Consider the following 23,374-nt stretch of genomic DNA (forward strand, 5'->3'; position numbering starts at 1 on the left):
CTTATTTAGGAAAGGGGGTTGCGGCTGCATTTGCCGGACCGCTTAGAACGCCTACTTTTGCTAGTCCCCACTGCGAAGCCCGCTTCGTCCCACTATTTTCGTCCTCCTTATTTATGGCCTCCGCCAAAAAAATAGTTGACCCTAGCCAGGAGTCTGCCAGCTTGGTTGAAGCCGACGCGCCAACGCCTGTTAATGGCCGCGCCGACCTCACCCGCAAGCGCGGCACCCGCCGCGTTGACCCCAGCCTAACCGATACCGACTACGTTAACGAGCAGCTTAACCGGGTGCTTTTTGCCCTCGATGCCTTTAAAAAAGGGGACGTGAGCGTGCGCCTAACCAAATCCAACGACGACATCTTCTCGGAAATCGCCGAGGCGTACAACTCGATGGTGGAGATGATTGGGGGGGTAGGCGGCGAGGTATCGCGCATTTCGAAAGTGGCAGGGGTAGAGGGCAACCTGAAAGCCCGCGCCTCGGCCGACGGGGCCGCCGGCTTCTGGCGCGATATGATTAACAACATCAACGGCCTCGTGGATAGCATTGCCGTGCCGGTGCTGGAAGTGGGCAAGGTGCTGAAAAATATCAGCCGGGGCAACTTGGATGAGAGTTTCCAGATTCCGGTGTCGGGCGATTTTAAGGTAATGGCCGAAACCATTAACCGTACCATCGACAACCTCAACGTTTTCGCCGGCGAGGTAAGCCGCGTGGCGCAGGAAGTAGGCACCGAAGGCCGGCTGGGTGGCCAGGCCGTGGTGCCGAACGTGGGCGGTGTGTGGAAGGAGCTGACGGACAACGTAAATACGATGGCGGCCTCGCTCACCAGCCAGGTGCGCGACATTGCCAACGTGACTACGGCCGTAGCTCGCGGTGACCTCAGCCAGAAGATGACGGTGGATGTGAAGGGCGAACTGCTGCAACTCAAGCAGAACCTCAACCAGATGGTGGACTCGCTCAACCTATTTGCCGGCGAGGTAACCCGTGTGGCCCTCGACGTAGGCACCGAGGGTAAACTGGGCGGCCAGGCCAGCGTGCCCGCCGTGAGCGGGGTATGGAAAGACCTGACGGACAACGTAAATAACATGGCCGCCAACCTGACTTCGCAGGTGCGCGACATTGCCAACGTGGCCACGGCCGTGGCTCGCGGCGACCTCAGCCAGAAGATGACGGTGAACGTGAAGGGCGAGATTCTGGAGCTGAAGAATATTCTGAACCAGATGGTGGACTCGCTCAACGTGTTTGGCGACGAAGTAACCCGCGTGGCCCGCGAAGTAGGCACCGAAGGCAAGCTCGGCGGTCAGGCCAATGTGCCTAGGGTAGGCGGCACTTGGAAAGAGCTGACGGACAACGTAAACACCATGGCTTCGAAGCTCACCAGCCAAGTGCGCGACATCGCCAACGTGGCTACCGCCGTAGCGCGTGGCGACCTCAGCCAAAAGATGACGGTGGATGTGCAGGGCGAGATTCTCGACCTGAAAAACATCCTGAACCAGATGGTGGACTCGCTCAACATCTTCGCTGGTGAGGTAACCCGTGTGGCGCGCGAAGTGGGTACCGAGGGCATCTTGGGCGGCCAAGCCAATGTACCTCGCGTGAGCGGCACCTGGAAAGAGTTGACCGACAACGTGAACACGATGGCCTCGAACCTTACGAGCCAGATGCGCGACATTGCCAACGTGGCTACGGCCGTAGCCCGCGGCGACCTGAGCCAAAAAATCACAGTAAACGTGCGCGGCGAGCTATTGCAGCTCAAGGAAAACCTGAACCAGATGGTGGACTCGCTCAACGTGTTTGGCGACGAAGTAACCCGCGTGGCCCGCGAAGTAGGTACAGAAGGCAAGCTCGGCGGCCAGGCCAACGTACCCGGTGTAAAGGGCACTTGGAAAGACTTGACCGACAACGTAAATACGATGGCGGCCTCGCTCACCAGTCAGGTGCGCGACATTGCCAACGTGACTACCGCCGTGGCCCGCGGCGACCTCAGCCAGAAGGTATCGGTAGATGTAAACGGCGAATTGCTTGACCTAAAGGACAACATCAACCAGATGGTGGACTCGCTCAACATTTTCGCCGGCGAGGTAAGCCGCGTAGCCGTGGAGGTAGGCACCAAGGGTAGGCTGGGTGGCCAGGCCGAAGTGCCAGACGTGAGCGGCGTATGGAAAGACTTGACCGACAACGTGAATACGATGGCTACCAACCTCACCACGCAGGTACGGGGCATCGTGAAAGTAGTAACGGCTGTGTCGCAGGGCGACCTGACCCAGAAGCTGATGCTGGAAGCGGCCGGCGAAGTAGCCGACCTGGCTCAGACTATCAACCGGATGGTGGATGACCTGAACCGCCTCGCCTCCGAGGTTAGCCGCGTGGCCCGTGTGGCCGGTGCCGAGGGCAAGCTCACCGAGCGTGCCACGGTAGGCGGCGTATCAGGCTCGTGGAAAGAACTGGTGGATACCCTCAACGCGCTGATTGAGAGCATCGCCATCCCGGTGCTCGAAGTGAGCCGCGTGGTGCGCGCCATTTCGGAAGGCGACCTGACGCAGATGGTAGAAGTACAAACGACCGGCGACATCTCGGCCATGTCTAGTTCGCTGAACTTGGCCGTAGAAAACCTCAACGCGCTGCTCGGTGAAATCAACGACTCAGCTCAGGTAGTAGGCACATCATCAGAAGAAATGGTGGACAAAGGCCAGGAAATGAGCCGGGTAACTGTCGACGTGGCCTTGGCCATGCAGCAGATGGCCGAAGGTGCCCAAAACCAAGCCCTCAAGACCGACCAGGCCTTCAAGCTGATTGAGGAAATCATGACTGCCACCAAGGAAACGGCCAACAAGGCCGATGTGGTGAACAAGTCGGCCATTATGGGGGAACAGAGCTCGCAGCAGGGCCTGAAAACGGTGGCAGAAGTGGTAAAAAACATGGAAGAAATTTCCAGCGCCGCTACCCAGACTTCGCGCACTATTGAAGTGCTCTCAACCCGCTCGCAGGAAATCAGCAAATCGCTGGGCGTAATTACCGACATTGCTTCGCAGACCAACCTGCTGGCGCTCAACGCGGCCATTGAAGCAGCGCGGGCTGGTGAGGCGGGTAGGGGCTTTGCGGTAGTAGCCGAGGAGATTCGTAAACTGGCTGAAGGTTCGCGTAAGTCGGCCAACGAGATTGCGACCCTGGTGGAGGATGTGCGTAAGGATACAACCAGTGCCGCCACGGCCATCAGCGCCATGGAAAGCCGGGTGCTCAAGGGAAAAAATGCTACGTTTGAGGCCAGCACGGCCTTTAAGAACATTGCCACCAGTAGCGGCGAAACGCTACGAACCTCGCGCGATATTCTCACGGCCACGGCCGTGCAGCAAAACTCGATTAGCGACGTGGTGAAGTACGTAGAGGAAGTGGTGGCCATTGCCGAGCAGACGGCTACGGGCACCCAGCAGGTGGCCGGCACGGCCCGCCAGCTGTCGTCGTCGATGCAGGAGCTAACTAGCTCGTCGCAGCGTCTCTCCGACATTGCCGACGACCTCCAAGGCGGCCTCGAAACCTTCCAGCTCTTCGATTACTACGAGCCCGAGCCAGAGCCAGAACCCGTACCAGCCCCGCGCCGCCTGGGAATGCTGCGCCGCCCGGCACCAGCCCCTAGCCCCGCCCCAGTGCCCAGCGTTCCGGCGCCGGCCAGCAACGGGATAGCCAACCGGCGGTCGCGTGTGGCCGCTGTAGTAGCCCCCGCTAGCCCTACCCCCCCCGAGAGTAGCAATGGCCAAGCCCGCCGGGTGGCGCGTCCTCACGCCGCTAAAGTTGCCGAAACCCCCGCTCCCGCAGCTGAGAAGCCCAGTACTCGCCGGGCTAAGCCTACCCCCGCTACCAAGCCCGAGGCGGACGAAAAAGCAGCGCCCACCCGGTCGCGGACAAAAAAGGCTAGCTAAGTCACTCCTTATATAAAGTCCTGGCAGCTAGTAATAAGCTAGTTGCTAGGGCGCAATATTCTTATTACTCAAGTACTCATGGCTGATTCTTCAGCGGCCCGCCCGGCTGCTCCGTCGGGACGGGCTGCGCCGGCGGCTCCCGAGGCAGTTGTCCAGCTTATTGTCTTCCGCCTCGGTGACGAAGACTATGGCATTCGCATCGAGCAGGTGAAGGAAGTTACCATCACACCCGAAGTGGTGCGGATGCCCAAAACACCCCCTTTTATCAAGGGTATTGCCAACCTGCGCGGCGATATTATCGCCATTGTGGACCTGGAAGAGCGGTTTCAACTGCGCCCCGCGGGCCGGCCAGTACCCGATTTCTCCTACACCTTGGCCGTCGAAGCCCCCGACTATACCCTGGGGCTAATGGTGCGCGAAGTGCCGCGCCCCGTGACGCTGCCGGTTAGTCTCATCGAGCCGGCCCCGGAGTTTGTGCAAGACAGCGGCCAGCGCGATAAGTACTTGGAGGGCATTGCCAAGCTACCCGACGGTGGCGTTATCATCGTGCTCGATATGCCAAAACTGCTTACCCCTGCCGAAATAATGCGCCTGCCTGGCCGTGCCGACGAAGCGGCTAGCAAATCCACTAAAGCAGCGCCCGATACAGCCGCCGCTTCGCAAAAGCCGTAAAGGGCCCAAGGGCCAATCAGCTTTTGTATTTCATCTTCCTTTTAGCTTTACTTTTCCATGAATAAGCGCATTCTCATCGTCGACGACTCGTTCTATATGCGGACGATGCTCAAGAATATGCTCACCGATGCCGGCTACGATGTAGTAGGCGAAGCCGCCAATGGCCAGCAAGCCTTGGAAATGGCCGTAGCAACCAACCCCGACTTGATTACCCTCGACGTTATTTTGCCCGACAACACAGGGCTCGACGTGCTCAAAGGTATTCGCCAGCAGCAACCCGATGCCAAAGTGGTGATGTGCTCGGCCGTAGGCCAAGAAACCATTGTGAACGAAGCCATTGAAAATGGTGCCCTGGCTTACATCGTGAAGCCTTTTTCGGAAGAGCGCGTGCTCGAAATTGTGGGCAGCGCCCTGCAAGGAGACGGTACCCCCGCCTAATACCCAGGTTGCCGTTTAGTTTTACTGCCCGTGTCTGCTCCGCTTTCTTCTACGTTTGTTCCCCTCTTGGCTGGTCGGCCTGCTAGTGGCCGGCTGGTACAGTTGTGGCATGGGTGGGGGGTAGGCCCTTGGTGTGATATTAGTTGTTTAACCTTTAGTCAACTATGAAATCACGCGAGCAGGAATACCGGGAGTTGTTCATGGCCGAGGCGTTGGAATACTACGACGCCATGTCGCGCCATCTGAGCGAGTTGGAGCGCAACCCGCAGGATGGCGCTGCCCTCAACGAGCTGTTCCGGCTGATGCACAACCTCAAGGCGAATGCGCGGGCCATGGGGTTTGTGGATATGGGAGAAGTAGCCCACAAGATGGAAACCCTCTTTGGGCAGATTCGGGGGCAGGAGCGCACGTTTACCGGCTTGCTGGTAACGCTCACCTTCCAGTCGGTTGACGTACTGGGCAACATGATTCGGGCGGTGGGCGCTGGGCAAGACACGGCCGATGCCAAGCCGTTACTCGAAAACCTCGACCGCCTCATTAAAGGGGAAGAACTAGTAGAAGCCCGCGCCACCCAAACAGAAGAAGAAGCCGATGCCGACGCCAGTCGCAAGCTGGAGTTATCGGACCTGGTTTATATTCCAGTTAAAAAACTGGATAATCTGCTCAACCTGGTAGGCGAGCTGGTGATTGACCGCGACCGAATATTGACTTTGGCCGCCGAACTCGGCCACCCGGCCTTGGAAGCCACCGCCCGCCACCTGTTTCGCATCTCCGACGACCTACAGTATTCCGTGATGGATGTACGCTTGGTAGGCGTAGGCGTGCTGCTGAACAAGTTTCCGCGGGTAGTACGCGACGTGGCCGCCGCCGAAAACAAGCAAGTAGAGCTAGTGCTGACTGGGCAGGATGTGCAGATTGACCGCAACGTATTGCAGCTCATCACCGATGCTTTGCTGCACCTAGTGCGCAACGGTGTCAGCCACGGCTTGGAAGATGCTGCTACCCGGCAAGCGGCGGGCAAGCCGGCCATTGGCAAGCTGCGGATTTCGGCTCTTACTGAGCGCGACGATGTACTGCTGCAAGTGCAGGACGATGGCCGCGGCATCGACACCGAAGCCGTGCGTCAGAAAGCGATTCGCAAGGGGGTAGTAACAGCCGAAGTAGCCGCTACCCTCGATGAAGAGGGTGTTTGGGCTCTGCTGTTTGAGCCGGGCTTTTCGATGGCCGAAAAGATTACCGATATTTCAGGCCGGGGCGTGGGCCTTGATGTGGTGAAACTGGCCATTGACTCGCTCGGTGGCCGCCTGCGCGTGGCTTCCGAACTAGGTAAAGGCACCGCTTTCACCCTGGTCCTACCCACCTCAATTGCCGTGAAGGGCGCCCTGCTCATCGAGCTGGACGAGCGGGCCTACGCCGTACCCCTGCTGCACACCGACACCGTACTGGCGTTGCCCAACGACCAGATTTTTGCCGTAGGTGGCTTGCTCATGACGCGTGTGCAGGACGAAAATGTGCCTTTGGTACCGCTGCGGCAGCTGTTGTATGCTGAGGGCGACGAGCCCCTACCGCGTGCAACCCGCGCCGACCTCGACCCTGCAATGACTTTGCACCAAGTGCTGATAGTGAGCTACAACAATCGCCGACTAGGCCTGCTGGTTGACCGTTTTTTGCGGCAGCAGAATATTGTGGTGAAATCGCTGAGCAAACCACTCGATACAATTGACCTTTTTGGTGGCGTGACGCTGCTGGGTAGTGGGCAGCTTTGCCTGGTGCTCGATGTGCCCGCGCTAACTCGTCTGTTTTTAGCCAAACGCCCCTAACGTTAGCTGCTTCACGCCTCCTTCCGTATTACTCGCCAGTCTTGGCTGCTACCGCTACTACGCCACAAGTTGCTATGAATTTAACCATGAACGAGTTAGAGCGCGATATCATTCGTGAGATTCTAAATATCGGCCTCGCCCGAGCCGCCGATAGCTTTGCCGTTATTGCCCAGGAGCGGGTAATGCTGGAAGTGCCTAACCTCGACTTGCTGCCTAGCACTGATATCATTAGCCGGGTGCGCGACTACCAGTCGCGCTACGTAGCCATTCAGAGCGACATCCGCGGGGACTTTAATGGCTCGACGTTTATGTTTTTTTCAGGGCAGCACATTCAGCGCCTGTCGCGGGTGTGTTTGCGTATGCAGGTATCCGAGTCATTGGTACTGGACGAGTTGCAGCAATCGCTATTATTAGAAATAAGCAATATTATTACGGGTGCCTTGGTTACTCAATTGGCTAATATCTTGAAAGCCAACATATACGGTGCCCCGCCGCTGGCACCCACCGGCGATTTGGCTCTTTCCTTGCAAAGCCTGATGCCCGAGCCCGATACGTTGCAGCCACTGATATTTTCGGTTATCACGCAATTTTCAGATAAGGATAATTCGGTGGAATTGCCACTGATGCTATTTTTTGACCGCGCTACTTTCGAGAAAATCTTGGAGATTATCCGGACGTATGATTTCTTAGGCAAAACGCAGTCGGCCGCTTAGTAGCGCAGATAGCGCATATTGCTGTATGACTAGCAGAAATTTTTAATAACTACTACATCAGTAGTAATTTACGTTTTTAACCGCCACCAAGCGCCCTGCGCTTGGTGTTATTTTTTTAACCCGTGCCAACAACTTCACTCGCGCAAAAAATTGCCAATTTCGACCCTAATGCCCCTGGCGATTCAACAACGGGTGGCCTGTTTGGGCTCCCTTTCACTCCTGAAGAAGCCCAGCTAGTAGTAGTCCCCGTGCCGTGGGAAGTTACCGTAAGCTACCGTGCGGGCACCGCCCAGGGCCCGGCTGCTATCCGGGATGCTTCGCTGCAAGTAGACCTCTACGACCCCGACCTGCCCGATGCCTGGAAGCTGGGCCTAGCCATGGAGGAAGAAGACGAAACCGTGGCCCAAACCAGCCGGGAGCTTCGCCCCCTGGCCGCCGACTATATTGGGTGGCTAGAGGCAGGCCAGCCGGCCACCGGAGCTGCGCAGCATGGCGCAGTGCCTGCCCGCATCACGGCCGAGGGTGATAAACTGCTGCAATGGCTTAAGCAAAAGACGGGTGCCCTACTCGATGCGGGGAAAGCCGTGGCGGTGCTCGGCGGCGACCACAGCACGCCACTAGGGTTTTTATACGCGCTGGCCGAGCGTCACAGCGAGTTTGGCATTCTGCAAATAGATGCGCACTGCGACCTGCGCCCCGCCTACGAGGGTTTCCAGTACTCACACGCCAGCATCATGTACAATGCCTTGCAGCTGCCGCAGGTGAAGAAACTGGTGCAGGTTGGTATTCGCGATATGTGCCAGCAGGAAGCCGACCTCATCGAGCATTCAGTGGGTAGGGTAGCCCTGTTTGGCCAGCGATTTATGAGCGAAGAAAAATTCGTCAAAAAATCCTGGAAGAAAGTGTGCGGTAAAATAATTGCTCAACTGCCGCAGAAAGTTTACATCAGCTTCGACATCGATGGCCTCGACCCCAAGCTGTGCCCAGGCACCGGCACGCCCGTACCCGGCGGCTTGGAGTACGAAGAGGCGACCTACCTGCTGCGCCAGATAGTGCGCTCGGGCCGCACTATCATCGGCCTCGATCTGAACGAGGTGGCACCCGGCGACTCCGATTGGAACGGCATAGTAGGCGCGCGCCTGCTCTACCAACTTTGTAACTGGATGGCCGTATCGCAGGGGCGCCTCACTGCCAAAGGCATTGAAAGCGCTGACTAATTCACCAAAACTTCTCTTTCAGCGATGGGTAAAATCCTTATCAAATTCATTCTAACGGCGGTGCTCACCTACGGCCTAGCCCAGGTGCTGCCCAATGTGCACCTCGACGGCGTAGGCAGCGCGGCCATTCTGGTCATCGTAATGGGCCTGCTCAACGCCACCGTTAAACCAGTGCTGAAACTGCTTGGCTTCCCAATCACGGTGCTGACGCTGGGTATTTTCCTGCTGGTTATCAATGTCATCATCGTAAAGCTGGCCGATTTTCTGATGAGCAGCTTCTCGGTGACGGGTTTCCTAAGTGCCCTTATTTTCAGCTTTGCGCTCTCGCTGGTAACCAGCGTAGTGGATATGGTAATCGATTAATTTCGGGCGTTACCCCCTCTAATTAAGAAGAGGCCAGCTTTCCTAGCCGGCCTCTTCTTAATTAGAGGGGGTAGGGTATTACTCTTGCACCGGATGGCGCAGGCGCCAGCGCCGCACGCCCCAAATACCGGCCGCACCTAGTAAGGCCAAGGGCCATAAGTAGGTGAGCGCAACGGCTATTTCTAGCATAAAAGCCCCGCTCCGGCTGAAAGCCGCCAGAAAGCGTGGCGCAAAAGCAGGCAATGGCGAGTCTGGCTCCGCAGTCGAGAGCAACTGGTAATAGTGTAAGCTAAGCGTAGCCCACGCACTGCGCGCGCCAAACTGCTCGAGGCGCGCTTGGTCGGCGGCTTCGTCGAGGCGGAGCTGGCGAGTTTGTTCTTCAAGCCGGTGTATTTCGGCCGGGTTGGTAGTTTGGGCGAGTAGCTGGCGGTACTTAGCCGCAGTGCTTTGTTTGGCGTTTAAACTAGCCAAGGCTTGCAGCACATCGGCCGTTACGTCGGCCGAAGCTACGTCTTTGGCCTCGATGCGCCCGAGCTTGCTGAGGGCTGCCACAAGCGGCAAAAAATCAGCAGGCGGCACTTTAAGCGTCATTTCCTGGCGCCGCTGGCCGTCGGCGCGGGTTTCGTGGGCGGTGCCCGCATACGAGTGGTACTGCGCCAACAAGCGGTCGAGGTTCGCCGATGCCTGGTCAAAATCATCCACCGCCAACTCCAAATTTCCTTGGTAGATGATGTTGCGAGCGGGCTGCACCGTCGCCGGTTCGCTGCTACGCTCAGGGGTGGCCACAGGGGTAGGGGCCACGGTAGGCGGGAGACTGGCAACGGCGGCGGAGGTAGGCCGCGCCGGCATTGTAGTCTGACTGGGGACTACCTCCACGGCCGTTTGTTTTTGGCTGCACCCTACCAGGCCGAGCCCAAAGAGGGCCGGAAAAATCAGGTATTTCATCGGAAGAAAAAGGGAAAGCTGAAAAGAGAAACAGCTGCGCAGCTGCCTCTTTATCCAGCTTCCCCTGGCGGGTAACCCGCCTACCCCCCTAAAAAAGCCCGACCTTGGCAGGCCGGGCTTTTTTAAGAAGGAAAATATAATAGCTTAGGATTACTGATAATCAAGTAGTAACTTACCGGGAATTACACCCGCCGAATATCGGCGCCGAGTGCATTCAGACGCTCGTCGATGTTCTGGTAGCCGCGGTCAATCTGTTCCACGTTGAGGATGGTGCTCTTGCCTTCGGCGCTCAGCGCGGCGATAAGCAGCGCTACGCCCGCCCGGATATCGGGCGACGACATGGTGATGCCGCGCAGCGACGAGCGCTTGTCGAGGCCGATAACAGTGGCGCGGTGCGGGTCGCAGAGAATAATTTGCGCGCCCATGTCAATCAGCTTGTCCACGAAGAACAGCCGCGACTCGAACATTTTCTGGTGAATCAGGACTGTGCCCTGGGCTTGGGTAGCCACCACAAGAATAATGCTCAGCAAATCGGGCGTGAAGCCCGGCCACGTATGGTCTGACACGGTGAGGATGGAGCCGTCGAGGTAGGTGCCAATCTGGTAGTGGTCCTGCGCCGGAATGTGAATGTCGTCCCCGCGAAATTCCAGCTGAATACCCAGCTTGCGGAACGTGTCGGGGATGATGCCCAATTCTGGAATCTGGCAGTCTTTGATGGTGATTTCGGAACCCGTCATGGCCGCCAGGCCGATGAAAGAACCGATTTCAATCATATCGGGCAGCATGCGGTGCTCGGTGCCGCCCAGGCGCTCTACCCCCTCAATGGTGAGCAGGTTAGAGCCAATACCTTGAATGTTAGCGCCCATGCGCACCAGCATCCGGCACAACTGCTGGAGGTAGGGTTCGCAGGCCGCGTTGTAAATAGTAGTGATGCCCTCGGCCAGCACGGCGGCCATCACGATGTTGGCCGTGCCAGTCACGCTGGCTTCGTCGAGCAGCATAGAAGCGCCGTGCAGCTTACCGCTGGACGAGTTCAAGCGGTAAAAATCGGGACCTTCGAGTGTGAGTACGCCCCCCAGCTTTTCGAGGCCCACAAAGTGCGTATCGAGGGGCCGCCGGCCGATTTTATCGCCGCCCGGCTTAGGTAGTTGGGCGCGGCCGTAGCGGGCCAGCAGCGGGCCCAGTATCATCACCGAGCCACGCAGCTCGCGGGCCTGGGCCACAAACTGGGGCGTGTCGAGGTACTCGATGTGGACATCCTCGGCCTGAAACATGTAGGTGTCGGGGGCGAGTTGGCCTACCTTCACGCCCAGGTCGCGCAGCAGCTCAATGAGCTTGTTCACGTCCCGAATATTGGGCACGTTGCTGATGGTGATGGGCTCGGAGCTCAGCAGCACCGCACACAGAATCTGGAGCGCCTCGTTTTTTGCGCCTTGGGGAATAATTTCCCCGTGCAGCTTCTGTCCGCCGCGCACTTCAAATGCAGCCATTTTATGGTTAGCTTTTAGCCGATAGCTGCTGGCTATTAGCTCTGAGAAAGAAATAGTTTACGTGGGTGCTTTCCTTCAAAAAGCTAACAGCCAGCAGCTATCAGCTAAAAGCCTGGGAAAGCTACTGGGGCGGCTGTTGCGGCTCGGAGCGGAATTTCTTGCCGCGTTTTTTGTCACGCTTCTTGCCGTTGCCAAAATTATTGCCGCCCTCGGGGCGGTCGGGGCGGCGCTCCCGGTTCTCGCGGTTGCCCTCGAAGCGGTTAGCGCCCGCCTGGGGGGTAGGGGTACGAGCTGGCTGCGTAGATGCCGCCGTGGTTGGGGCCGCCAATTCAAACAAATCTTGGTCAGCTACCACTTGGGCATCGAGCTTCAACTGCCCGCCCGATAGCTCCGCCAGGTGCCGAATAATGGTCACATCCTTGGCGTTTTCCTTGTTGTGCTGACGGTACAAGAACTTCATGGTGCGCCCGATTTGCACAGCAGCTTGCTCGCGCTCGGTAGCGTCGGGCAGGGTAAGGGCCTTCGCAATCAGAGCTTCCACGCCGCGGCCGTAGGCCTTGAGCTTGGGCGCCGAGCGTGGGTACTCCACGCGTTTGGGGCGCTCCATGTGCAGGCGCGGGGGCGAGAGCGGCACGGGCGCGTCGAGCGCCACATCGGTGCCGGCCAGGGCATGCAAGTGGTTCCAGAGGCGGGTTTGCACGTCGGGCTGGTCGCGCAGGGTAGGGCGCAGGCGCAGCATCAACTGCACTATGCCCGCGGCGCGGCGCGTGCGCTCGGCCACATCCTCAATCTGGGCCAAGCCCTGAATAAGTTGGTAAGTGCTTTGCCCGTATTCGCGCACCAGCAGCTGCAGGTGGAAGGGCAGGGGGGAAGTTTCAGTCATTTAATTCTTATAGGATTATTTCGCCCTAGGTTTGGCTACGAGTTGAAATGGAGCGTCAAGTAGTAGCCTTCATGCGCTATTAAACTCCCTTGTATTCGTGGTGAACTTGGGGCGAAAGTTTTACAGCACCCGCAGCTTGGCAAAACTCAGCAGCAGGGTTTTCTCGCCCACTTCTTCAAACTGAATAATCGCCTTCACGGTGCCTTGCTGCTTTTCCAGCGTCGTCACCTTGCCAAAGCCAAACTTAGGATGCTCAACGCGCTGGCCAGCTTGCAAGTTACTCGTATCCGAGGGTTGGAAGTCGGCCGGGGCCACGTAGTTAGTGGCTACCGTCTTACGAGGGGGGGTAGCCACCAGGTTCGAGCGCCGCTCAAATACGTGCTGGAACGGCGACTCACCTACCGCCGGGCCGGGCGCAAATTTGGCGTTAATATATTGTGGGTCAATCTCATCCAAGAAACGGCTTTTCTCGCAGCTGCGCAGGTTGCCCCACTGGTAGCGCGAGGTAGCGTAGCTGAGCGTGAGCTTCTTTTCGGCCCGCGTGATGGCCACGTAAAATAGCCGGCGCTCCTCCTCTAGGTCGGCCCGCGAGGTTATCATCATCTGGCTCGGAAAGAGGTTTTCCTCCATGCCCACGATGTAGACATTGCGGAATTCCAGGCCCTTAGCCGAGTGAATGGTCATCATCGTCACGGCCTCGCCCTCTTGCGCGGCGTCTTTCAAATCGGAATCGGTGACGAGAGCAATATCCTGCAGAAACGCGCCGAGCGACTTGTCCTCGCGCTCGTGGTCGTCTACGTACTCCTTAATACCGTTGAGCAACTCCTGAATGTTCTCGTAGCGCGACAAACCTTCGATGCTTTTGTCGGCGTACAATTCCTCAATCATGCCCGAATTTTTGGCAATGAATTTGGCCGCTTCAAAGGCGTCTTCCTTCGCCGCCACGGCGGTGTAGCTCTTTATTTTTTCGGCAAAACCCACGACCGGGTTCGACACGCGCGCCGGCAAAAACTGCTCGGCATTGCTCACCACTTCCCAAATCGTGTGGTTCGCTTCTTCGGCCGAATTAATTAATTTGCTAATCGTGGTATCGCCGATGCCGCGCTTCGGATAATTAATGACCCGGCGCAGCGCCTGCTCGTCGTTCGGGTTAACTGTGAGGCGCAAATAGGCAACTAAGTCCTTGATTTCCTTGCGCTGATAAAAGCTCAGGCCGCCCACAATCTTGTACCGAATGTTTAATTTGCGCAGCGCTTCTTCCATCGCCCGGCTCTGGGCATTGGTGCGATAAAGGATGGCAAAATTATCGTAGGATAGATGCTGGTTCATCTTATCCTCGTAGATAGATTGGGCAATTAATTTGCCTTCTTCGTTGTCAGAAGCAGCCTTAATTAACTCAATTAAATTACCGTCTTCGTTGTCCGAAAAAACGTCTTTGCGTAATTGCGCCTGGTTGTTTTTAATAACCGAATTAGCCGCCCACACAATGTTTTTGGTAGAGCGATAATTCTGTTCCAACTTAAATACATTCAGTTCGGGATAGTCTTTCTCGAAGTTGAGAATATTGCTAATATCGGCGCCGCGGAAAGCATAAATACTCTGCGCATCGTCGCCCACCACGCAAATATTACGCTCCTTGGCCGCCAGTTTGCGCGTTATTAAATACTGCGAATAGTTGGTATCCTGGTACTCGTCTACCATCACAAACCGGAATTTATTCTGGTACTTATTCAGAATATCGGCGTGGTCGCGAAAAAGGACGTTGGTTTGAAACAGCAAATCGTCGAAGTCCATGGCGCCGGCCTTAAAGCAGCGCGCCGCGTACTGCTGGTAAAGCACGCCAATTTTGGGGCGCATGGCCGCCTCATCGTCCTGCCGGATAACAGGGTCGTTGAGGTACTGCTGCACCGATACGAGCTTGTTTTTGGCGGCCGAGATGCGGCCGAGTACCGTGCTGGCTTTATAGAGCTTGTCGTCGAGCTCCAACTCCTTTACAATCTGGCCAATGAGAGTTTTACTGTCCTGCGTATCGTAAATGGTAAATGAACGGGGATAGCCGATTTTATCAGCCTCCGAGCGCAAAATCTTAGCAAATACGGAGTGGAAAGTGCCCATCCACAGGTTTTTGGCCGCTGGGCCAACCACCTTCTCAATACGGGCGCGCATTTCTTTGGCGGCCTTGTTGGTGAAGGTGAGGGCCAGGATATTGAAGGGGTCTACCCCTTGCTCGAGCAAGTGGGCAATGCGGTAGGTAAGCACCCGCGTTTTGCCCGAGCCGGCGCCGGCAATAATCATGCAGGGGCCTTCCGTTTGGAGCACAGCAGCGGCCTGCGAGGGGTTTAAAAGAGCGTGATAATCTAAAGCCATACGAAGAGACCGCCCCGAAGGCGGCTAGCTGACAAAGATAAGTTGGGAGGGGGGTAGGGCGGTATCTTTGTGCTACCGTTTTTAGGCAAGCTGGCCGCCCGGCCACTCTTTACTAACCGGTTTCTATCGTCGATAAATTCGCTCCGCTTTATGATTGTTATTCAAAATACCGTTATCTCCGACGATGTGGCCGAAAACTTTTTCGTCTGCAACCTCGACGCCTGCAAGGGCGCCTGCTGCGTGGAAGGCGACCTCGGCGCTCCGCTGGAGCTAGAAGAGTTGGAAATCCTCAAAAATGAATACCCCAAGATTGAGCCGTTCCTGACCGAGGCCGGTAAGCAAGCCATTGCGGCTCAAGGGCTTTACATTGAGGACTGGGAGGGCGACTATAGCACGACTACCATCAACGACCGGGAGTGCGCCTACGCGCTCTACGACGAGCGCGGCATCTTGAAGTGCGGCATTGAGCAAGCTTACTTAGCGGGCGCTACCGATTTTAAGAAACCCATTAGCTGCCACTTATATCCCATCCGGGTTACGAAATACGAAGGCTTTGAGGCGCTTAACTACGACCGCTGGGATATTTGCTCGCCGGCTTGCTCGTTTGGAGCCAAGCTGGGCGTGCCCGTGTACAAGTTTCTGAAGGAGCCGCTGGAGCGCAAATACGGCGCCGAGTGGTACGCCGAACTGACACGGGAAATTGAGTTTCCTACCCCCCAGTCGTAAGTGTAGGGTCGCGAGACTTTTAAAAGAACGTCATGCTGCACACTAGTGAAGCATGACGTTCTTTTTTAGCGAATTATACAGCCTGGCTACTTGATAAACACCGGCCGGATGAGGTTTTCAAACGTGAAAATCTCGTCCCATTTGGCTTGGGTTAGCAGCCCGCGCTCGGTTACGGCGATGTCGTGGACCGACTTGCCGGTAGCCAGCGCCTCTTTGGCGATGCTGGCGCTGGTTTCGTAGCCCAGTACGGGGTTTAGCTGCGTCACGATGCCAATGCTGTTGTAAACGAGGTTGGCGGCGTGGGTAGCGTTGGCCGTGATGCCGAGCACGCACTTCTCGCGCAGGGTGCGGCAGGCGTTGGTCATGTACGAGATGCTGGTGAAGAGCGCGAACGAGATAACCGGCTCCATTACATTTAGTTGGAGCTGGCCGGCTTCGGCGGCCATCGTCACGGTAAGGTCGGCGCCGATGACGTAGAACGCCGTTTGGTTCACCACTTCGGGCACCACGGGGTTCACTTTGCCGGGCATAATGCTGCTGCCCGGCTGCAAGGGGGGTAGGTTTATTTCAAACAGGCCGGCGCGGGGGCCCGAAGCGAGCAGGCGCAGGTCGTTGCATATCTTGCTCAGCTTCACGGCGGTGCGCTTGAGCACGCCCGACAGCTGCACGTAGGCGCCGGTGTCGTAGGTAGCTTCGATGAGGTCGCCGGCCAGGCTCAGGTCGAGGCCGGTTATTTGGCGCAAGTGCTTGGTTACGAGGCCCGCGTAGCCGGGCGGTGTGTTTACGCCAGTGCCGATGGCCGTGGCGCCCATGTTGATTTCGGAAATGAGGCGGCGCGAATCATCAATGCGCAGCAGCTCCTCGCGCAGGTTGGTAGCGAAAGCGTTGAATTCGTCGCCCATGCTCATGGGCACGGCATCCTGGAGCTGGGTACGGCCCATTTTGAGCACGTTGTGAAACTCTTCGCCTTTCTGGAAAAAAGCGTCGGCCAGCTGGCCCAGCGTTTCGCGGTAGCCCACCAGCTTGTTGTTCAGGGCTATGCGAAAAGCAGTGGGGTAGGCGTCGTTGGTGCTCTGCGAGCAATTGACGTGGTTATTGGGGTGGCAGTATTGGTAGTCGCCCTTGCGGTGGCCCATCAGCTCCAAGGCCACGTTGGCAATCACCTCATTGGCGTTCATATTCACCGACGTACCGGCCCCGCCCTGAATCATGTCGGTCAGAAACTGATTGTCGAACTGGCCGCTGGCCACTAAGTCGCAAGCCTGGGCGATGTAGTCGGCAATGGTCGGGTCGAGCACACCCAGCTCTTTGTTGGCCAGTGCCGCCCCCTTTTTTACGAAGGCCAGCGCCTGCACAAACAGCGGCTCGGTCTTTACTGGAATGCCCGTAATGTAGAAATTTTCCAGCGCCCGCAGCGTCTGGATGCCGTAATAAACGTCTTCGGGAATAGGCAGTTCGCCCAAAAAATCGTGTTCAACGCGGGGGGAGGTGGTCATAAGAAAAGTAGGGGGTAGGCGGGAAGTTTTGAATAGAGTGAGTGGTATAACGTAAGCGGGCTCGTTAAAGGAATAGCTGAGTCAAAAAGAACGTCCTGCTTCGACAAGCGCAGCAGGACGTTCTTGTACAGTTCCTAGCTCGTTTGGGCTGGCCTTAGTTTGGCACCCAAACCGACCAGCTGCGGGCCTGCACCGGGAAGTTGCCGTAGCCGTTGGCATCGGTGGTGATGCTGCCGCTGTAGTTGCCGGTTTTGTCGGTGAGGGTGGCGTTTTTGAAAGGCGAGGTAATGCCCTTAGTGCGCGTGCCGCTGCCATCGTTGAGAATGAGCATCAGACCTTTATGTGAGCTATCGCCGGCCCGTGAGTAGGCGTAGTAGTCGGCGTCGTCGACGCTGGTGTACTCGTAGGCCGCACCGTAAGCGTTGGCTTTGCGAATGCTGATGAGCGTTTTAAGCTGCGCGCCGAGGCCGTAGTTGTAGTAGTCTTTGTAAAAAACGCAGGGGTAGCCTTTTTCGCGGGTCAGGATGTAGGCGTAGGCCAGCTGCTTGAAATTGACCACCGGCGAGTACAGCGCGCCGCCCGTTTGGTCGGTGTCGTGGTTATCGACAAACGACACCGACAGCGGTCCGTTGGCCTCGGTGAAGCCCGCAAATTGCAGCCCGCGCATATCCCAGGCGCCGTTGCCGCTGCTCATGCTCTGGAAGGTGTAGTGCAGCGGCACATCAAACAAGCTCGTGCGCCCGCCCGTGGCCGAGGCGTAGTTGTTGAGGTCGCTCAGGTTGCGAAACCACGCTTCGCTCACCGCAAAGCGGCCCGAAGTGCCCTTCACGTTATCGAGCCACGAGTTCACAAATGAGGTAAGCATGTGCTTGGTCGCGTCGAGGCGGTAGCCGTCGAGGCCGAGCGTGGTAGTCATCCAGTTGCCCCATTTGATGGTTTCATTTACCTGGTTCACATCGGCATACCGAATTTCGGAGCCCAGCAGATTGTCGTAGGCATCGCCGTTGGCGTAGGGCTGAAAGTCCCAGGCGTTCCACTGGTACCAGCCGTTGTTGGGGGCTTGCTGCGTGCCGTTGAAATTGTAATAGTGCCACTGGTAATTGCTGTACTTGTTGGCCCGCGCCGGGTACGTGAAGCTGGTGTATACGTTGTAGTTGGTGCCGCCCACATTGAACTGCTCTTGCGCGTCGGCCGAGGTTAAGTGGTTCATGACCATGTCTTCGTACACCTGGATGCCTTTGCCGTGCAGCGCCGTAATGCAGCTTTGCAGTTGGCCCAGCGTGCCGTAGTGCGTGGCCACGGTGCCCTTCTGGTTGAACTCGCCCAGGTCGTAGCGGTCGTACACGCCGTAGCCCACGTCGTTGACGCCGCTGCCCTTGTAAGCGGGGGGTAGCCACAGGGCCGTGATGCCGGCGGCGCTCAGCTCGGTGGCCTTGCCGCCAAGCACTTGCCACCAGGTTTGGCCGCTGGTAGTTTGGGGCACGTCCCAGTAAAAGGCCTGCATCATTACGCCGTTCACGGCGGTGGCGTCGCTGGCAGTGCTCAGGCTGGCTGGCACGGGGGCGGTAGGGGCGGTTGCGTCTTTGGCGCAGCCCGCGAGCAACAAGGCCGCCGCGGCAGTAAGCCGCGCGGTCCCGCGTAGGGTTGGTAACATAGGGGGAGGTGGGAATGAGTGTGCTGCAATGTTAGGGCATACGCCGCACTACTAGCGCTGAATTTTGGGCAGGCGCCGCAAACGATTGGGGATGCTTCTTCTTGTATTTCTGCTACTTGTGTGAGCTACTGTTCTGCGTAACTGGTGGGGGTAGGGGCCCTGCCTAGCGTGGAAGCCGCCGGCGCGGTAGCCGCTAGGAGCAACCCGAAACGGCAATTCACAGTTTGTAAGCCTACGACTCCTTTCACGTGCCCGGCGTGCCTTGCGCGGCGGGCTCCTCTTCACCTTGCCCTATGCTTGCTTACGTTTCTGCCGCTCAGCGCCATCACGCCGCTCCTACTGCCTGGCTTAGTTCGTATTTTCTGTTTTCATTCGCTGATTATTTCGACCGAAATAACCAGCAGTTTGGGCCACTGCGGGTATTCAACGACGACACGGTGGCGCCGCAAAACGGCTTTCCGCAGCACCCGCACTCCGAAATGGAAATCGTGACATTGGTGCTCGAAGGCGAGGTGAGCCACGAGGATACGATGGGCAACCGCACCACCATCACGGCGGGCGAAGTGCAGCGCATGACAGCTGGTACTGGCCTGGCCCATAGCGAAATGAACCGCCAGGACAAGGCGCTGCACTTGTACCAGCTCTGGTTTATGCCGAGCCAGAAAGGCCTGGCCCCCAGCTACGAGCAGAAGGACCTAGGCTTTCTCAATGGCAAAAAAAACGTGCTGATACCGTTGGTAACCGGCCAGCGCGTGCTGGAGGATGTAGTATATATAAACTCTAACAGCACCATTTATTGGAGCAACCTGGATGCCGGCAAAACGCTGACATTTAAAACTTTTCCCATTCGGCTTACCTTTATCTATCTTAAACAGGGCAGTATCTACGTCAATGGCGTTGAGCTGGGCCCCAGCGACCAGGCCCGCATCGATAGCGAGAATGTGCTCGAAATCAAGGCTACCCAAGACGCTCAATTTATCCTGATAGATTTGCCCGGCAGCGAAGCCAACTATTAATGAACACCACGTTTCCTGATTCTTTAATACCTGGCCACGACGCGGCTCGCCTGCGCACGCTGCACCAGTTCAAAATCGTTAATACTACCCCCGAACAAATATTCGACGACTACGTGGCCTGGGCGGCGCAGCTTTTTAACACGCCCATTGCCCTTATTTCGTTGGTTGATGCGGAGTACGTTTGGTTTAAGGCGGTGGCGGGGGCTACGGGTATTCCGGGGCTGGTGCGCAACGAAAGCATGTGCTCGGCTGCCATCCTGGCCACCGAGCAAGTAGTAATATCCGACTATAAACCCGAAAGCTGCAACCTCATCAAACCTGATGTAGCGCAGTCTATTGGGCTTAATTTTTACGCCGGGGCTGCCCTGGTGGCGTCCGATGATGCGCGCCTGGGGATGCTGGCTGTTATCGATAAAAATGCCCGCGATTTTTCGGCGGCCGAGGCCACGGTGCTCACGCGCCTGGCCGAGTTGGTAAGTCAAACTATTGAGCTGCGCTACCGCTATATTTTGGCCGAGCAGCCGGGCGAGTGGGAAGATGCCCAGCGGGAACTGACGCTGGCCCTGGACGAAAATTCGGCGCTGGCCCGCTACCTCATCAGCCGCAACCAGCGCATCGACCTGGCCGACATCGAAGTAGCCCAGCCCATCCTGCGCCGCCTCGAAGGCGTAGCCAAGGTGCTGAGCCGGCGCCTGGGCCAAAGCCTGACCGCCAGCTCCGTTATTGACTAAGCCTGGCGTAAGCCGCCGAGTAAGCAAGCGATAAATAGGGGGGTAGGGCTGCGCAGCAACGCGGCCCTACCCCCCTTACTTGTGTTAAGCCGATAACTTCCTCCGTTTACAGCAAGGTTTCATGCTGAAGTAGTGACGGTTATGTACTTGCCCGGCTAGTTGGAGGCACGCCGCCCAGGGCCCCGCGCAAGGCGCGTAGCTATATTGGGCACCCCTGAGAAAGCTTCGCCAGGGCTGCCGCTACAATGAAGGTTTATTTACTCTTGCTTACGGGCCTATGCAGTGGCTGGCCCCAACTAGTATTGGCACAGCAGCCGGCTGCGGTGGGTGCCCTACCCCCTCCGGCCGATTCGAGCCTGCTGCCTAGCCAATTGGGCCCGTCGCCCCGGGTAGTAAAATTCGGCTTGCGGCTGGGGCTGAACTATGCCAATACCAACTTCAACCAAGGCGTACCCCGGCCTGTCGTGCCCGTTGAGACAACCTGGCAACCCGGCTTTGCGGCTGGTTTTTTGGTGCAGCTGTCGCTGAACAAGCACTTGGCGGTGCAGCAGGAATACTTGTTTTCGCAGCTCAGCGGTGAAATCGCTAGCGGTGGCCCGCACTACACATTCCGGTACCTGTCGCTGCCGCTGCTGCTCAAGTACCAGGTAGTGCCCCGGCTTACCCTGGTAGCCGGGCCGCAGTTCGACCTGCTTATACAAGCCCAACAATCTCAAAACGGCCAAACCACCGACATCACGCACGAAACGGAGGAGCGTGGCCTCGGCGCCACCGCCGGGCTGGAGGTGCAGCTCTGGCGCCACCTGAGCCTGGGCGCGCGCTACTTACAAGGGCTAAACCACATGGGCATTGGGCAGCGCCCGGCGGCGCAGGAGCTGAAGCTGCAGGCGGTGCAGCTAGCCGCCGAGTTTCGGCTATAACAGCTGGCATGGGCGTGAACCAGGCCTGGCTGCGGCAACTTTATTGCCAGTGTACACGCTGCGTAGATGTTTGCTGGCCGGTGACTAGGCGCAGCAGGTAGCTGCCAGCTCCGAATTTTCCGAGTTCGAGCGTTTGGCGGCCGTCGGGGCGCGTGCGCAAAGGGCACGTATAAAGCAGCTGCCCCATTACGTTTAGCAGTTGAATTTGCCCGGAGCTTTGCTGGCCTGCAAGCTGCACAGTGACTTGGCCGCCCGCGCCAGGATTTGGATAGACGCTCCAGCCGGCAGTGGCGTGCGGCTCAACTGCTTTGGTAACGACTGCGCCCACTTGCACCGGCGCCGAGGCGGTGGGGCGAAAGCCCGCCGCCGTAGTTTGCACCGTATAGGCCCCGCTCGCGCCGCTCGCCACCCGGTAGCTAGTGCCCGTGGCCCCAGCCAGCGGCTGCTGATTGCGGTAAAACTGATTGCCGCTCGGCGCACTAGATGTCAGCAAGGTCGAGCCGTCGGCCTGCGGGTGCGCCCGTAGGGTTGGCAAGTTGGTCCAGGCGCTGGCCGCTAGGCGGGCTACGTAGCCTACCGAGCCTGTGCCAGCATTGCCGGCACTAACCCGCAGCCCGCCCAGGTCCAGGGCTGCGCCCCGGAAGTGGCCCAGTACCGTGAGGTTGCGCTGGGCATCTACGGCAATGCCGTAGCCAACGGTGCCAGTGGTTCCGTCGCCCGCGGCGAGTGCCCATTGCCAGGTGCCATTGGCATCTAGCTGGCTCACGAACAGGTCCTCGGCTGGCTGGCTGCTGTGCGCCAAAGCCGGTAGGCCTTCCAGCGCCAGCGACGAACTGTTGAAGACGCCCGTAACGTAGCCGTTGCCATTGGGGTCGGTAGCAACGGCCCAGCCCACGTCGCCGCCGCCGGCTCCCGTAGCTGCGCGGGCCCATTGCCATTGCCCATCGCTATCTAGCTTGGCTACGTAGGCATTGGCCCCTGTGCCAACGTGAGTTAATTCTGTTGGTCCAAACGCCACATTGCCGCCGAAGAAGGGGCCCGTAATCCAGACGTTGGCTTGGGAATCGACGGTGAGCCCTTGTGCTTCGGCGTAGCCATTTCCTTCTGATTGCCGCACCCACTGCCATTGGCCTTGGGAGGTGAGCTGGGCCACGAAGGCTGCCCTTACGCCGGTGGCTGTAGTAAGTGTTTGGGAGCCGAAAACTGCCTGCGTTTCAAAGTTACCACCCACTAGTAGCCGGTCCTGGTTATCCACCGCCAGCCCCAAGATGCTGCTGGCGCCACTACCACCCACCGCCCGCACCCACTGCCACTGGCCGCTAGCGTCGAGCCGGGCCACAAATGCCCCAGCATAGCCTACGGAGGTGACCGACGTGGCGCCAAACGAAGCAGTACCTAGGACTGTTCCTGCCGCATATGCCGTGCCATCTGCCGCGAGTGCTACCCGGTACGCATACCCCTTGCCGGCTACTTGCGTCACCCATTGGGGTACCCCGGCGCTCGTAAACTTGGCCACGAATGGGCTAGTGGCCCAGCTGCCGCTAATAAGCACGTTGCCAGCGGCATCCACAGCGATACCTTCGCCCGTGTCGGCGCTTGGGCTGCCCACGCGCTGCGCCCACTGCCACTGGCCCGTAGCGCTCAGGCGTGCCACAAATACATCGTAGTCGCCCATGCTCGTAAGCGTAGTCGTGCCCAGAGTAAGCGTTCCCGTGAATTGACCCATAACATAGACGTTGTGGGCCGCGTCAACGGCCGTTTTGCCCCCAAAAACGGAAGTAGCGCCTGGCCCCGTCAATGCTTGTGCCCATTCCCAAGAAGGGGTTTGAGCCCGGGCCACGGGCCCAGCCAGCAGCAGATTAAGTAGTAAAACCGACACCCATTTTAGCGCTGAAGGCGCCCGATAGTCTTTGCAGCTACGTAAAAATGAAGAGGAAGTAACGTGTGCAATCATATAATGGAACGAAGATTATGCAGGTATCATAATGGTGAAGCAACAAATATATAGTCTG

The 23,374-nt window shown here is 57.8% G+C and carries 18 protein-coding genes; 11 read left to right on the top strand and 7 right to left on the bottom strand.

The window, feature by feature from the left end:
* Positions 1-113 precede the first annotated feature (113 nt).
* The 7 genes from GO988_RS04205 to GO988_RS04235 all read left to right on the top strand — a co-directional run bounded on the left by GO988_RS04205 (position 114) and on the right by GO988_RS04235 (position 9,134).
* Positions 114-3,911 (top strand): HAMP domain-containing protein, encoded by a 3,798-nt coding sequence (locus GO988_RS04205; RefSeq protein ID WP_157562253.1) that lies wholly within the window; start codon positions 114-116, stop codon positions 3,909-3,911.
* 78 nt (positions 3,912-3,989) lie between these two features.
* Positions 3,990-4,583, top strand: a complete 594-nt coding sequence (locus GO988_RS04210) for a chemotaxis protein CheW (protein ID WP_157562254.1) — start codon at positions 3,990-3,992, stop codon at positions 4,581-4,583.
* A 57-nt stretch (positions 4,584-4,640) separates the two neighbouring features.
* Positions 4,641-5,021: a response regulator gene (locus tag GO988_RS04215; RefSeq protein WP_157562255.1), complete on the top strand. Its 381-nt coding sequence runs from the start codon at positions 4,641-4,643 to the stop codon at positions 5,019-5,021.
* Positions 5,022-5,185: 164 nt separating this feature from the next.
* Positions 5,186-6,841 carry a chemotaxis protein CheA gene (locus tag GO988_RS04220; RefSeq protein ID WP_157562256.1) on the top strand — a complete coding sequence of 552 codons (1,656 nt, stop codon included), beginning with the start codon at positions 5,186-5,188 and terminating at the stop codon, positions 6,839-6,841.
* Between the two features lie 74 nt (positions 6,842-6,915).
* Entirely contained in the window at positions 6,916-7,554 is a 639-nt protein-coding gene (locus GO988_RS04225) for a chemotaxis protein CheC (RefSeq protein ID WP_232341357.1), read from the top strand.
* Between the two features lie 122 nt (positions 7,555-7,676).
* Positions 7,677-8,771: an agmatinase family protein gene (locus GO988_RS04230; protein WP_317164782.1), complete on the top strand. Its 1,095-nt coding sequence runs from the start codon at positions 7,677-7,679 to the stop codon at positions 8,769-8,771.
* Positions 8,772-8,795: 24 nt separating this feature from the next.
* A complete protein-coding gene (locus GO988_RS04235; RefSeq protein WP_157562257.1) occupies positions 8,796-9,134 on the top strand; it encodes a phage holin family protein in 339 nt (112 codons plus the stop codon).
* Positions 9,135-9,212: 78 nt separating this feature from the next.
* On the opposite strand, the gene GO988_RS04240 is transcribed toward GO988_RS04235, so the two are convergent.
* From GO988_RS04240 to GO988_RS04255, 4 genes are all read right to left on the bottom strand, one after another.
* The gene (locus tag GO988_RS04240) at positions 9,213-10,079 is read right to left on the bottom strand and encodes a DUF4349 domain-containing protein (RefSeq protein ID WP_157562258.1); all 867 of its coding nucleotides are present in this window, start codon (positions 10,077-10,079) and stop codon (positions 9,213-9,215) included.
* Positions 10,080-10,261: 182 nt separating this feature from the next.
* Positions 10,262-11,569, bottom strand: a complete 1,308-nt coding sequence (gene murA, locus GO988_RS04245; protein ID WP_157562259.1) for a UDP-N-acetylglucosamine 1-carboxyvinyltransferase — start codon at positions 11,567-11,569, stop codon at positions 10,262-10,264.
* Between the two features lie 121 nt (positions 11,570-11,690).
* Positions 11,691-12,452 carry a DUF4290 domain-containing protein gene (locus tag GO988_RS04250; RefSeq protein ID WP_157562260.1) on the bottom strand — a complete coding sequence of 254 codons (762 nt, stop codon included), beginning with the start codon at positions 12,450-12,452 and terminating at the stop codon, positions 11,691-11,693.
* A 120-nt stretch (positions 12,453-12,572) separates the two neighbouring features.
* Positions 12,573-14,819 carry an ATP-dependent helicase gene (locus tag GO988_RS04255; RefSeq protein ID WP_157562261.1) on the bottom strand — a complete coding sequence of 749 codons (2,247 nt, stop codon included), beginning with the start codon at positions 14,817-14,819 and terminating at the stop codon, positions 12,573-12,575.
* A 150-nt stretch (positions 14,820-14,969) separates the two neighbouring features.
* Between GO988_RS04255 and GO988_RS04260 the strand changes: the two genes are divergently transcribed.
* A complete protein-coding gene (locus GO988_RS04260) occupies positions 14,970-15,545 on the top strand; it encodes a DUF3109 family protein (RefSeq protein ID WP_157562262.1) in 576 nt (191 codons plus the stop codon).
* 86 nt (positions 15,546-15,631) lie between these two features.
* On the opposite strand, the gene aspA is transcribed toward GO988_RS04260, so the two are convergent.
* Together aspA and GO988_RS04270 are read right to left on the bottom strand one after the other, a co-directional pair.
* The gene (aspA, locus tag GO988_RS04265; RefSeq protein ID WP_157562263.1) at positions 15,632-17,041 is read right to left on the bottom strand and encodes an aspartate ammonia-lyase; all 1,410 of its coding nucleotides are present in this window, start codon (positions 17,039-17,041) and stop codon (positions 15,632-15,634) included.
* A gap of 154 nt (positions 17,042-17,195) precedes the next feature.
* Positions 17,196-18,695, bottom strand: a complete 1,500-nt coding sequence (locus tag GO988_RS04270) for an alpha-amylase (protein WP_157562264.1) — start codon at positions 18,693-18,695, stop codon at positions 17,196-17,198.
* Positions 18,696-18,988: 293 nt separating this feature from the next.
* Between GO988_RS04270 and GO988_RS04275 the strand changes: the two genes are divergently transcribed.
* From GO988_RS04275 to GO988_RS04285, 3 genes are all read left to right on the top strand, one after another.
* A complete protein-coding gene (locus tag GO988_RS04275) occupies positions 18,989-19,711 on the top strand; it encodes a pirin family protein (RefSeq protein WP_157562265.1) in 723 nt (240 codons plus the stop codon).
* On the top strand, positions 19,711-20,442 hold the full coding sequence (locus GO988_RS04280) for a GAF domain-containing protein (protein WP_157562266.1): 732 nt from the start codon (positions 19,711-19,713) through the stop codon (positions 20,440-20,442). The genes GO988_RS04275 and GO988_RS04280 overlap by 1 nt, the downstream gene beginning before the upstream one ends.
* 302 nt (positions 20,443-20,744) lie before the next feature.
* Complete coding sequence (locus GO988_RS04285) at positions 20,745-21,362, top strand: porin family protein (RefSeq protein WP_198172495.1); 618 nt, start codon at positions 20,745-20,747, stop codon at positions 21,360-21,362.
* Between the two features lie 40 nt (positions 21,363-21,402).
* Here the strand turns inward: GO988_RS04285 and GO988_RS04290 are convergent, their stop codons facing one another.
* The gene (locus tag GO988_RS04290) at positions 21,403-23,088 is read right to left on the bottom strand and encodes an SBBP repeat-containing protein (RefSeq protein ID WP_198172496.1); all 1,686 of its coding nucleotides are present in this window, start codon (positions 23,086-23,088) and stop codon (positions 21,403-21,405) included.
* Positions 23,089-23,374: the final 286 nt, after the last annotated feature.

The sequence above is a fragment of the Hymenobacter ginkgonis genome (assembly GCF_009755225.1).
GTDB classification, from domain to species: domain Bacteria; phylum Bacteroidota; class Bacteroidia; order Cytophagales; family Hymenobacteraceae; genus Hymenobacter; species Hymenobacter ginkgonis.